The sequence below is a fragment of the Natrinema sp. H-ect4 genome, assembly GCF_041894845.1.
Lineage (GTDB): Archaea > Halobacteriota > Halobacteria > Halobacteriales > Natrialbaceae > Natrinema.
Genome location: NZ_JBHDYC010000008.1, coordinates 159,895 through 172,518, shown reverse-complemented (window position 1 = coordinate 172,518; position 12,624 = coordinate 159,895). Strand labels below are relative to the sequence as shown.

Genomic DNA, 12,624 nt, shown 5'->3' with positions numbered 1-12,624 from the left:
ATGAGTGGACAAACGAAACTGAAACAGGGAATTCGCGAACACCTCGGACAGTTCTCGCTGCACGTCTTGCTGGTGTTTGCGACCGGCCTGACGATCGGTTCGGAACGAACCGTCGTCCCCGTGCTGGGCGAGGAAGTACTCGGTGTCGAGTCGTTCTTCGTCATCGGCTCGTTCGTCGTCTCCTTCGGCTTCGTCAAGGCGCTGCTTAACCTCTACGCCGGCAAGTGGGGCGAGGAGTACGGGCGCAAACCGGTGCTCGTACTCGGCTGGATCACCGCGCTCCCGATCCCGATTATCCTCATCTACGCCCCGAGCTGGAGCTGGATCACCGTCGGGAATATCCTCCTCGGTATCAACCAGGCGCTGACCTGGAGCATGGCGATCAATGCCAAGATCGATCTCGCCAGCCCCGACCAGCGCGGACTCGCCGTCGGCATCGACGAGGCCTTTGGCTACACCGGCGTCGCCGCGGGCGCGTGGATCACGGGCGTTATCGCCGGCCAGACGAGCCTTCGGCCGGAGCCGTTCTACTTCCTCGCTATCGTGGTGGTGCTTGCGTTCCTGATCTCGGTCTTCCTCATCAAGGAAACGGTCCAGCTCGCACAGCTGGAGGCTGACCAGGACCACCACGACGCGAACCTCCCGTTCAACGAGGTGCTGAAGCGGGCGACGTACGGCGACAAGACGCTGTTCGCGGCCGCACAGGCCGGCCACATCGAGAACTTCGTCGACACGCTGTTCTGGATCGCCGTGCCGCTGTATCTCACGAGTCAGGGGCTCGCGATCGAAGCCGTCGGGGTCGTCGTCGGCGTCCATAGCGCGATGTACTTCCTCCAGATCGGCACCGGCGGTCTCGCCGATCGGATCGGACGACGCCCCCCGGTCATCGCCGGGATGTTCATCGCCGGAGCGGGCGTCCTCGGAATGGTGTTCGTCGACAGCTACCTCCCGTGGACGATCCTCGCCGCGCTCTCCGGGCTCGGCATGGCGCTGCTCTACCCGAACCTGATGACCGTCCCCAGCGACGCGGCCCATCCGACGTGGCGGTCGGCCGGCATGGGTGTCTACCGGATGTGGCGCGACTCCGGCTACGGCGTTGGCGCGATCTTGATCGGGCTCTCGATGGAGTTCGTGAACGCCGAAGCCGCGTTCTACATGACCGCAATCTTGATGTTCCTCTCCGGTGCCGTCGTCTACGTGTGGATGGAGGAGACCCATCCCGAGTTCGGCACCCACGAACCGCCGGCACCGGCCCCGGAGACACCCCACGGCGCGGCGCCCGAGGACTGAAACGGACGGTGGGCTTTTGACCGCCGGTTCGATGCCGAGGACGATCGGTTGCGCGTCTCGCAAGGTTGTTCGTTCGGTACCGACATCGCCGAGAGAACGCACTGAATCAGAGTACGACGACGGCGATTCCGAGAACCGAGACGATCCCGAGTGCAACCGTCACCCGCCGACCGAGTTTCACCGTTCCCAGTAGCCACGCGAGCCCGGCCTTCATGAGCGTGTTCGCGATCGCACCGATGACGATACCGGTCGTCGCGACCGAGGGGGATATTTCGCCGTCCGCTTCGAGCGCGCTCAGCGTGAGGGTGATGGCGTCGACGTCAGCGAGCCCCGAGAGGAACGCCGTCGCGTAGATCCCCGAATCGCCGAACCAGGAGTTGGCGGACTGCGAGACCAGAAGGACGATCGCGAAGACCGCGCCGAAAAACAGCGCCGGTCGGAGTCGAAACGGGTTCTTGAGGTCCGTTTCGACCGCCGGCTCTCTGGTCGATTGCCAGTATACGACGCCCGCGATGAGTATGCCGATACCAGTCATTACCCCGAGCGGAACGACGACTCGAGGGAGCAGTGACGGGTTGACGACGGCAATCTCGAGGAGTGCTCGCGGGAACATGACGATCGACGCGACGATGATCGAGAACGAGCTGATCTCGTAGAGATCGGGAGCTTCCCGCGTCCGTTCGGCCATCGAGACCGTCGTCGCGGTCGAGGAGACAAACCCGCCCAGAATCCCCGTCAGGGCGATCCCGCGTTCGGCTCCGACGACGCGGCCCAGAACGTAGGAAACGAAGCTCAGCCCGGTGACGAATCCGACCATGAGCCAGACGAATCGCGGGTTCAGTCCGTACAAGACGTCGAGCTCACGGTCAGGCAAGATGGGAAGGACCACGAAGACGACGAGAATGAATTTAAGCGACGCACGGCGTTCGTGTTCGTCGATCTGGTCGACGAGTCCGTGAATCGTCGGCTTCGCGGAGAGGAGGACGGTGACGATCCCGCCGACGACAATCGCAAAGAGCGCCCCGCGCTCGGAGTGGGCCGTCAACGCACCGAGGAGGACAGTGAGGATGGCTGCGGTCAACGTCGTGAGTCCAACGTCCCCTTCGGTCAGGATTTTCCCGGCGTAGGCGACGGTCAGGGGAAGCGCGATAGCGAGCACCGTAACGGGCAACAGTTCCGGAAAGAACGCCTGCACGATCGCACCGATGAGTGCAAAGAGCGGAAAGGTGCGGCTTCCCGCGAACGTGCCACCGGACTCCGCCTGTTCTCGTTCCAACCCGATGAGAGCACCGATACCGAAGGCGATGAGGAGGCGAAGGAGAAGCGAGTCGATAATCGGTTCTGCCATTCGCTGTCGTATTTCACCTACCCAGTTGTCAAACTTCGGGACTCGGGTGGCTCATACGGTCTACTGTAAGTCATTGTCGGTGGGACCGCAGGGCGGTCGCGGTCCCACCGGTAAATCGGTACAGCAAACCGTATCAGTCATCGAAACCCCGACTCCGATCGATCGACTCCCGTCGACCGCTGTGTCCGACTCGGGGCGGCTGCGGCCGATCGTCACCGCGACGGAGATCCGCCGGCCCCCACCAGCGCAAGACGACGAGGACGAGTACCGTTGTCACGACCGTCTGGTACCGGTCCGCCGCCGGCGAGAGCTCGAGGAGCTGCCCCGTCGCGTTCCCGGCGAAGTGAAACAGGATCACTGCGAGGACGCTACGATTCGCGTTGTTGTACAGCCAGGTATAGAGGACAGCGGCGACGAGGATGGTAAATGCGAACCACGTCGGCTCCGGCGAGTGATCCCAACTGCTGTAGTAGCCGATCATCAGGAACAGCGGTGCGTGCCAGGCCGCCCACGCGAGGCCGAGCATGAGACTGGCCGTTAGCGCGCTCCAGCGCAGTTGAAGCCGATCGAGCCAGTAGCCCCGCCAGCCGATCTCCTCGTGGAACGGGCCGAGCAAGAAGATCGTCGCCAGCGTTCCGGCGAGCGCGACCGGCTCGCCGAGCAGGTCTCGCAGGGGGGCCGCGCTCAACGGTTGTGTCGCCCCGTCGACGACGATCGCGACGCCGGCACCGGCCAGTGCGAGCGCCGGAAAGAGCCCGAGCATCACCAGTGCCCACCGGAGCGGAATCCGTCGTCCCTCGACGAGGCGTCGCCACAAGTCTTCCAGCCCGACCCGGCCACCGATCAGCCACGTCATAGCGACGCCGCCGATCGTGACGCCGAGCCCGCCGACGATCAGGAAGACGACTCCCGGGAACCGGAAAACGTGCCACTCGGCGAGAATCGGAACGCTCCACCAGCACCACGTCCAGCCGTGGGAAAAGAGCAAGAATCCCCAGATATCGAATCCGGATCCGTTCTCGAACGACGTTTCGCTGGTCATTGAATCCTCCCTCGCGAGGTGTCGCCGCGTTCCGTATCGCTGCCTCGGCCCTCCTGTTGTAGGGCCATACAAAAACGCTTGGTGGAAACGCGGGCGGACGCGGTTCGGCACGACTGGGACAGACCACCGACGCATCCAGGCTTCGATATATCGGCGTGATCCACGACGATGCCCGTTACTATAGTAGCCACTGCAAGTCACTGCACACCTGATCGCACGACAGCTGTGCGATCAGTGTGTAACTAGTTGCAGTTGTTACTATAGATTAATTCCTGTTTTCCCTTTCGATTCCATTGTTTTCAACCCCCCAAACCCCGGTTCACCGAAGGAAAACTGCAATGGTCGAGCCGTCCGAACTATCACTCATGCAAGCGCTCCCCATCGACGGCATCCTCGAGTCGCTCCGGATCGGGGTGGGATTCCTCTGGACGGCAGCGTGGGCGATCATCATGGGCCTGGTGATCACGAGCCTCGTCCAAGTGTACGTCTCCAAAGAGCGGATGGCAAGCGTTCTCGGGGAGGGGGACCTCGCCGGCCTCACGAAAGCGACGGCGTTCGGCGCGGCGAGCAGCGGCTGTAGCTTCGGTGCTGTAGCCATCGGCAAAGGGCTGTTCAAAAAGGGGGCACACGCGGTGAACTTCCTCGCTTTCATGTTCGCGTCGACGAACTTGATCGTCGAGCTCGGACTAATGATCCTGATTCTCCTGGGGTGGGAGTTCCTCCTCGCCGAACTCCTCGGTGGCCTCGTTCTCATCGCGGTGATGGCGGTCATCGTCCACCTAACGCTGCCGGAGACGCTCTTCGACGAGGTCCGGCGAACGCTCGAGGAACGCGATCGCGAATCGGGAACCACCGAGGATCCGACCTGTGGCATGGAGGGGAAAGACGAGTATTCGATCGCGACCGACGGGGGCGAGACGCTAACGTTCTGTTCCGAGGGATGCATGGAGACCTACCGTCAGCAAACCGCGAGTCGCGGCGGTTGGTACGCGGAACTCCGCTCGTGGGGCGGCTGGTACAAGGTCGGTAACCAGTACCGCAAGGAGTGGTCGATGATCTGGAAGGACGTTATCGCGGGGTTTCTCATCTCGGGATTCGTCATCGTGTTCGTCCCCCAGTGGGTCTGGAACGCGCTGTTCCTCGAGGGCGACGGGCTGCTCGTGACCGCAGAGAACGCGGTCATGGGCGTCGCCATCGCCGTCATCAGCTTCGTCGGGAGCATGGGTAACGTCCCGTTCGCGGTCGCCCTCTGGGGCGGTGGCATCAGCTTCGCCGGCGTCATCGCGTTCGTCTACGCCGACCTGATCACGATTCCCGTGTTGAACGTCTACCGGAAGTACTACGGCTGGCGGGTTATGCTGTACATTCTCGGCGTCTTCTTCGTGACGATGGCGTTTACGGGCTTTCTCATGGAACTGCTCTTCGATGCGCTCGGAATCGTCCCCAACCTGGCCGGTGGCGAGACGGCGACCGATCGGACGTACTTCGAACGCAACTACACCTTCTATCTCAACCTCATCGCGTTCGCACTCTCCGGGTTCCTCCTGTACGTCTACCGCCGTGGTCTCGGCGCTCCCGGAGAGTACCGCGATCCAGTCTGTGGAATGCGGACCGATGATACCGGACCGGCCGCGACGCACGACGGGACGACCTACTACTTCTGCTCGGAGACGTGCGCGGAGACGTTCGAGACGGATCCGGCAACGTACGCGACCGATCGGCCGATGGTTCACACTGACGGCGCTCACGACCACGACCATCACTGATCGAAAAACCGGATTCATACGACATCGACGCGTCGTCGCCGGCGTCGCCGGGTGCTCGATTTACCGAACGACCGTCACTGGAACCGGTGCGCGACGGACCACCCGTTCGGCTACGCTGCCGAGCAACACGCGTGAGACGCCCGATCGACCGTGACTGCCGAGGACGATCTGATCGACGTCGTTTTCGGACGCGAATTCGACGATGCCGCGAGACGGGCGACCGATGACAATCTCGGTCGTGACCGAGGCGTCGTGGTCGTCGGCGATCTCCCGCGCGGTCTCGAACAGCGTCTCGGCTTCTTCCTCCTCGAGTCCCATGAGCCGTTCGTAGTCGTAGGCCATCTCGCCGTGACGCATCACCAGTGACGGATTGATCACGTGTAATACCGTGATCTCGGCGTCCGGAAACGTCGTGATGGCGTGTTCGAGCGCTTCCCGAGCCGGGTCGGAGTCGTCGATCGGGACGAGTACTCGCATACGTGTCGGTCAACGGATGGGAGTATATACGTTGGGAGAAACCCCACTGGCGTGGAATCGGTCGGTCTGAGACGAACAGCGCGTCACGACTCGTCGCTCTCGCGACCCCGCCTCCCGCTCTGCTCCAGACGCGACGACGGGAGCGAACCGCGCCCGATTTCGGTGCCGTCTCATACGGTCTGCCGTACGTCAGTTCCGGCGCGACCTCGATCCAGCCTGCGGTCGCGCCGGCACATCGGTACGGTAAACCGTATCAGCCGGTCCACCGCCGGCGAACGTACAGTCCGAGAAAGACGAGCGCGAGACCCACGCTCCCAACTTCGAGGGGCAATTCGTGGAACGTCAGCACGGCGGCCGCGACGAACAAGGATCCGGCCACGATCGCGTAGCCGACTGCCGGATCGCCGCCGCTTGGCGGATCGACAGGATCGGTTCTGACGACGAGTTCACCCCGCTCGAGTTGGCCGAAGACGCTATCGAACCGGGCGGGGGCTCGCGCGAGCACCGGTGCCGATTCGCGGAGGTCAGCGCGGACGTCTTCGAACAGCGCCTCGAGTTCGCTCTCGATGATCCCGTAGTCGACGAGAAACGACCGCGTGGCGGCAATGAAGTCGAACTCCGGATCGAGCGTTCGACAGACGCCTTCGCCGACCGTTCCGACGCGGACGAGCAACATCACGTTCGGCGGGATACGAAACGGAAACTCGTGGAGCCGAGCGAACAACTCGGTGATGATCGCGCGCCAGGTGATGTCGGATCGCCCCTCGAGGTTCTCGATCAGCAGTTCGAGGACCTGTCGAGCCGCGACGCGATCGACCGTCGGCTCGAGGACCTCGAGCGCGATGAGCGTGTTCAAGAGCCCGTCGACGTCGCGACGGACGAGGGTGCGATAGAGACTCGTAATATCGTCTTGCTCTTGTGGACTCAGTCGCTGGCTCATCCCGTAATCGTAGATGACCAGCCGGCCCTCGTCGGTCACGGAGAGGTTGCCGGGGTGTGGATCGGCGTGGAACACGCCGTCGACGAGGCCCATTTTCAAATACGAACGGGCGATCAGCGTCGCCATGTCGGTCGGTTCGACGCCGACGTTCTCGAGAGCGCGGTCGTCGGTGACCTTCTCGCCGCGGACGTACTCCATCGCGACGACTCGCTCGGAGCACAGCTCCGGATGGACCGTCGGGATGACGACGCGATCCTGATCCGCGAAGTTGTCCTCGATCTCTGCCATGATCGACGCTTCGCGACCGAAATCCAGCTCCTGAAGGATGATGTTCTCGAAGTCGTCGGCGACGTTTTCGATCGAATATTGCTGGCGCTCATCGGCGAACGCCGCGAGTAGCGGCACGAATCCGCTGATGACTCGGAGGTCTCGTTCGATGCGGGAGACGATCCCCGGTCGGCGGACCTTCAGGGCGATCCGCTCGCCCTCGTACTCGGCGGTGTAGACGAACGCGAGCGACCCGCCGGCGACCGGCTCGAGCGTCTCGAGATCGAGGTCGTCGCCGAGTTCCGCCTCGACGACGGTCAGTGGGTCACCGCCCGCGTCCTCGGGTACCTCGTCTTGCAGCGACGCGAACGCTTCGACGTACGTCGGCGGAACGATGTCCGGGCGCGTCGACAGCACCTGCCCGACCTTGATAAACGCTGGTCCAAGCTCGAGCATCGTCTCGGTGAGCCGTTCGGCTCGATCGCGATGCACCGCCGTCGAAACGTGGCGGGACGGTCCGAACAACAGGAACCGCCGACGATCCCTGAGAAACGCGGTCACGAACGGCAGGAAGCGAACGAGTACCGTCAGGAACCGAAGGTAGTATCCCATCATCGTCGGTGGGTCATCCAGTTGCCGATCGCCCGATCGTTCATAGCCTATCTTCGAACACCGGGCACAAATACGTCAGTGATCCGGACGGCACCCGGTCGCCCCCGAATGACCGCCTCCGCGACCGTTACGAGCCGGGTTCGCGAGGGCTGTTCGCGGCGGTAAACCCCGAAAACGGACGTCGACGTGACGGTAGCGTTGACCGCCAGATCGGGGCACCCACCGCTACGGCGTCAGTCAGGGACGCTTCCGTCGATCGGGGCCCGTACGTTAGACCGCTTCTTTTCGTCCGCTGATCGTCTCGGGAACGAGTCGAAAGTCGTGAAACGGGATCTCGTCCCGCGGGCGATCGAACATATCGACCGTCGGGATGCTGACCGCCCACATCCGCTGGACGGCGGCCGACTCCTCGGGGAGTTCCGCTAACTCCTCGAGGGTACCCGTCGCGACGACGCTTCGCCATCCCGCATCGGTTTCGCCGTGGACGACGAACGACACCGGTCTCTCGACGAGGTCCGCCTTGGAACTTCCCGGCGGAAACGAGAGCCGAAAGTAGAAGTCGCCACTGTCCGCGTAATAGCCGTACGACACCGGTAACGACGTCGGCGACTCGTCCGCACCCGTCGCGAACGAGAGGACGCCGGTACCGCCGTCGCTGAGGAACTCGTTTCGTTCGTCCTCGGGCAACTGCACCCATCGAAGTCCGGTCATCATCCGTTGTCACCACTCGAACGGTAAAAAAACTCAGCCACAGATAGCCGGATTGTTCGACCGCGCACGGCCCGTTCGAACGTCCGCCTTCGTCCGCGTATGGGGTCAGTCGAGCCGCTATAGTAGCCACTGAACGTCACTGCACACCCGATCGAACAACGGCGTTGCGATTAGTGTGTAATTCGTTTCAGTGGCCACTATAGTGGCCGTTGGGCTGCGTAGTAAACGAAAACAGCGATTCGACCACCGTCTTTTCGGCCTTCCGGAGGTGCTGAGAGAACGTCGGGGGGGCAATCCCCAGCGAGTCGGCGACCGCCTCGCCGGACGCGTCGCGCGGCCACTCGAAGTATCCCCGATGATAGGCGGCTTCGAGGACCGCCTGCTGGCGGTCGGTGAGTTCCTCGGAGAGTGACTGCCGAAGCTCGCTCATCGAGTCATGAGAGCGGGGAAACTGGCGCTTGGCGAGCAGTTGGGCGGTCGGATACGTACCCTCGACCGCCTCAGTGATTGCGCTCACGTCCTCGCTTGGCGGGACATAGACTCGCAGATCGAAGTCGCCGTCCTCAAACAGAAGCTCCTCGACGAAGCCGCCTTCCGAGACCACGCCGGATTGAAGGGGGAACTCGGTGACCCGAACCTGAAATCTTATACTCTCTTCTTTCTCTTCCTCGGAACTCACAATCACTGGGCCCCAGTAGTGAGGGTGCTGTTCAGTCAGAGCGTCTATCGTCCCACGGGCGTCGGGAGTCATGGTGCCGTACATGAGGTAGCCCCCGTCGCTGGTCGCAACGACATCGTCGAGGGTGAATCGGCCATCGGCCGCCGCATCAACACCCATGGACTCGAGCACGGCCGGGACGTGGTACTCAAGTTCGATGATCTCATCGCTCATCAGCGCCTGCTTTCGTTCGGTGGCGGCGATCGCCTGACCGACGATCTCTCCAAGCTGGCCGAGCACTGCCTGCTCATGGTCTTCGAACGCGTTCGGTCGGTCGGTGTACACGTTCAACACGCCGGACACCATGTCATCATGTACGAGCGGAATCGCAGCTACTGAACGGATACCGTGAGTGTCGACGGGGTCGGCCAAGAGATCGCGTCCGGAATCGGTGTCGACCCCGTTCCTGACCTGTATCGTTCCCGTCCGAAACGCCCTCATCGTCGGCCCCTCGCTACGTTCATCCTTGGGGTCAATCGGGAGGGGACTCCCGTCGCGATTCCCCTCTACACTGCACGAGGTTCGGACGGTCATCGTCTGCGACATCCTGTCGACATCGCCGATACAGGCGTACTCGTAGGAATCCACGTCGGCAAAGGCCTCGCAGACGGTCCGTTCGATCTCCTCGCGCGTTGATTGCTCGATAACCAGGTTAGTGATCTCGTGGACGACGGTGTTGACGTGATTGAGTGCGGCCAGATGGTCCCGATTGCGCTGTGTTTCTCGTTCGGCTTTCACACGGTCGGTAATGTCGCGTCCTTCCGGGATGAGGTAGGCGATCTCGCCATGATCGTCGGTCACTGGCCGAATGGAGAAGTCGATAATAGCGGCCCGATTAGCGCCCTGTACTTCGAACTCCTGCCGGACAAACTCGCCGTCACGAGCGCGTTCGACCGCTTCTCTGACCTGCTCGGCTGCCTCGTCGTGCTGGGACCAAAACGCATTCCAGATCTTCTTTCCAACGACCTCCGCTCGGTCGAGCCCACCGAACGTCAGAGCGGACTCGTTGGCTTCGATGAGCGTGCCATCCGGTTCCAGAAGACCGGTGAACTGGTAGGTCTGATTGAAGACGGCGTCGTATCGGTGTTCGCGGTCCTTTCGTTCGGTGATATCCGCGTTAACGGCGGCCAAGTGTGCGATCTCGCCGGACTCGTCTTCCACCGGCGCGATCGTTTGCTCAACAATGTACCGATCACCATCCTTCGTGGTGTTGACGATTTCACCGCGCCACGTATCGCCCTTCAGGATCGTATTCCACAACTCTTCGTAAAAGCTCTGATCGTGCGCACCCGATTTCAGGAGCCGTGGCGTTTGCCCAATCGCTTCCTCGGCCGAATATCCTGTCGTCTCCTCGAACGCCGGATTCACATATTCGATCGTGCCATCCGTGTCGGTGTAAGAGATCGAATGGGCTGCTGCGTCGACGGCCTTGCGAAAGGTACGGAGTCGGCGTTCGCGCTCCCTCCGCTCGGTCATGTCACGCGTGACCTTCGCGTATCCTGTGAGGGTACCGTCATCGTAGATCGGTGTGATGACGACGTTCGCCCAGAACTCCGATCCATCGGCACGCACCCGCCAACCCTCATCCGTTACTGAGCCCTGGTTCGCTGCTTCGGAAAGGTTTTGTTCTGGCACGTCGGCTGCGCGATCGTCCTCGGTATAGAACGTCGAGAAGTGCTCGCCCAGAATCTCCGCTGGATTGTAGCCCTTGATGCGCTCAGCACCGCGATTCCAGGTTCGAACGTGCCCGTCGGGAGTAAGGAAAAATATCGCGTACTCTTTGACCGCATCGACCAACAACTCGAACGTCCGACGGTCGTCCTGCCGCCCTCGCTCGAATTGCTTCCGGACGGGGGTGTCGTCGATGTCGGATTCACCGGTGGCTGACCGGTCCTGTGCACTGGCGGATTGACCCGCCGTATTCGTCGTCGTTGACCGCCACCATACGCGGCCATTCGCACCGACTTTCTTGGTTTCGATCCGATCGTGGTCAACGAGGCGCGTTAGACGTTCGTAGGTGCTCCGGCGGCCGAGATCGAGGCGTTCCGCCACCTCGGTTGTCGTCTGCGGTGCTCCAGAACCGTCGAAGAGCACGAGTGTTTCTCGAAGCACCTTGGGTAACGAGGACGAAGTCACGACGGTGAATACTCCACACAGGTTTATAAAGACTCCAACGTTGGAGTGGTAGCATTCGCTAGACGTAAGTCGATTTAAAAGAGGTGCCTAAAATCTACAGCTACTAACAAGCATAAAAGGCGACGAGTAACTGAATACCGGGACGGATTGCGTTATCGCCTATATAGTTCTAGTGTGATATTACGGGTGACAAAATTCATAGTAGAGTTACCCAGTGAGACTATCTGGGGGGACCACTACAATGACTCAGTCCATACAATGTGAGAGAACGTGTACAAACGCGGAAACAAACCACTTGACGGAAAACGAGTACCACGAATTGCTCATGGCAGAGCCGAGAAGAATGGCGCTTAACATCTTGACGAACGCAACCACCCCTGTGGACCTCAAAGACCTGTCGGCGACGATTGCTGCACGAGAAAACGATGTGGAGGTTGCCGACGAAGAGACCGCTGAGCGTGTTGCATGCCACCTCCACCACTCTCACCTCCCAAAGATGGCTGACCTTGGGGTTATTGACTACAATCCGGACGCATCCCGCATTGAGTCGTGTCTCTGACGCCGTAATTCCAGACGGCTGGGGTTTCATTGCCCATCAGTATTGGTCACATTATTTCCGGTCTCGAGTACCGGGCTCGGTCCGCTGCCTCCCAGGTGACGAATTTGTAAGTGGTACTGATGGATTTATCGAGAGTGCTGAGCACGAAGGCAGTCGTCAGCAGTGCGGTAGTCGCAGGTCCGTTCATACGCTCTCTTTCACTTCCACACGGCCGTTAGACTCAGTGCAATACCCCGTTTCTGATCACTACTGACACCACTGGGTAACCGCTCTGGTAAACTGCGAACCGTGTACTCACTGGTGAAGATATTGTTGCACTGTGAGAACCGCTAGAGGGCTTTTGTTGACTGAGTTACAACGACCGCATATGGAAATACCAGTGAACCGCCTCGGCATCCTTGGTATTTTTGGGATCATAGGTGTGTGGACGAACGAACCCGCCTTTTACGCGCTCTTCGCCCTCTTTGCCTTGTTCGTCAGTGACCGGACGATATCCCTCCCGATTGGGGATACCGGCTGAAGAGACGAGGTACGTTCGATATTTCACACAGTCGCTTTCAGAATGAGTTCACAGAACTGCCTGGATCACGTTCGCGCCCGAAACGTGTCGCCGTACCGCTGCTTGAGCGCGAAAAACGCAGCCTCAATGTTTGACGCTGGTGAGAGGTGCCGTCGTCAAATGGGATGAACTCTCGAGCGCTATAGTATAGTAGGCACTGAAACGATTTACATACTGATCGCATTGTCCGCGGTTCTCG

10 protein-coding genes are annotated in these 12,624 nt (G+C 61.1%); 4 read left to right on the top strand and 6 right to left on the bottom strand.

Annotated elements, in window-relative coordinates; genetic code table 11:
- Nucleotides 1-1,290 carry an MFS transporter gene (locus tag ACEWFR_RS12240; protein WP_374061289.1) on the top strand — a complete coding sequence of 430 codons (1,290 nt, stop codon included), beginning with the start codon at nucleotides 1-3 and terminating at the stop codon, nucleotides 1,288-1,290.
- A gap of 106 nt (nucleotides 1,291-1,396) precedes the next feature.
- On the opposite strand, the gene ACEWFR_RS12235 is transcribed toward ACEWFR_RS12240, so the two are convergent.
- Both ACEWFR_RS12235 and ACEWFR_RS12230 read right to left on the bottom strand, forming a co-directional pair.
- The gene (locus tag ACEWFR_RS12235; RefSeq protein WP_374061288.1) at nucleotides 1,397-2,638 is read right to left on the bottom strand and encodes an MgtC/SapB family protein; all 1,242 of its coding nucleotides are present in this window, start codon (nucleotides 2,636-2,638) and stop codon (nucleotides 1,397-1,399) included.
- 133 nt (nucleotides 2,639-2,771) lie between these two features.
- A complete protein-coding gene (locus ACEWFR_RS12230; protein WP_374061287.1) occupies nucleotides 2,772-3,680 on the bottom strand; it encodes a lysostaphin resistance A-like protein in 909 nt (302 codons plus the stop codon).
- 365 nt (nucleotides 3,681-4,045) lie between these two features.
- Here ACEWFR_RS12230 and ACEWFR_RS12225 point away from each other — a divergent pair, with 365 nt between their 5' ends.
- Nucleotides 4,046-5,446 (top strand): permease, encoded by a 1,401-nt coding sequence (locus ACEWFR_RS12225; protein WP_374061352.1) that lies wholly within the window; start codon nucleotides 4,046-4,048, stop codon nucleotides 5,444-5,446.
- A 60-nt stretch (nucleotides 5,447-5,506) separates the two neighbouring features.
- On the opposite strand, the gene ACEWFR_RS12220 is transcribed toward ACEWFR_RS12225, so the two are convergent.
- The 4 genes from ACEWFR_RS12220 to ACEWFR_RS12205 all read right to left on the bottom strand — a co-directional run bounded on the left by ACEWFR_RS12220 (nucleotide 5,507) and on the right by ACEWFR_RS12205 (nucleotide 11,307).
- On the bottom strand, nucleotides 5,507-5,923 hold the full coding sequence (locus ACEWFR_RS12220; RefSeq protein WP_374061286.1) for a universal stress protein: 417 nt from the start codon (nucleotides 5,921-5,923) through the stop codon (nucleotides 5,507-5,509).
- A 253-nt stretch (nucleotides 5,924-6,176) separates the two neighbouring features.
- Nucleotides 6,177-7,745: an ABC1 kinase family protein gene (locus ACEWFR_RS12215; protein ID WP_374061285.1), complete on the bottom strand. Its 1,569-nt coding sequence runs from the start codon at nucleotides 7,743-7,745 to the stop codon at nucleotides 6,177-6,179.
- A 267-nt stretch (nucleotides 7,746-8,012) separates the two neighbouring features.
- The gene (locus ACEWFR_RS12210) at nucleotides 8,013-8,453 is read right to left on the bottom strand and encodes a pyridoxamine 5'-phosphate oxidase family protein (RefSeq protein ID WP_374061284.1); all 441 of its coding nucleotides are present in this window, start codon (nucleotides 8,451-8,453) and stop codon (nucleotides 8,013-8,015) included.
- A 187-nt stretch (nucleotides 8,454-8,640) separates the two neighbouring features.
- Nucleotides 8,641-11,307 carry a PAS domain S-box protein gene (locus tag ACEWFR_RS12205; protein ID WP_374061283.1) on the bottom strand — a complete coding sequence of 889 codons (2,667 nt, stop codon included), beginning with the start codon at nucleotides 11,305-11,307 and terminating at the stop codon, nucleotides 8,641-8,643.
- A 295-nt stretch (nucleotides 11,308-11,602) separates the two neighbouring features.
- Between ACEWFR_RS12205 and ACEWFR_RS12200 the strand changes: the two genes are divergently transcribed.
- Both ACEWFR_RS12200 and ACEWFR_RS12195 read left to right on the top strand, forming a co-directional pair.
- Complete coding sequence (locus ACEWFR_RS12200; RefSeq protein WP_374061282.1) at nucleotides 11,603-11,866, top strand: hypothetical protein; 264 nt, start codon at nucleotides 11,603-11,605, stop codon at nucleotides 11,864-11,866.
- A 367-nt stretch (nucleotides 11,867-12,233) separates the two neighbouring features.
- A complete protein-coding gene (locus ACEWFR_RS12195; RefSeq protein ID WP_374061281.1) occupies nucleotides 12,234-12,386 on the top strand; it encodes a hypothetical protein in 153 nt (50 codons plus the stop codon).
- Nucleotides 12,387-12,624 lie beyond the last annotated feature (238 nt).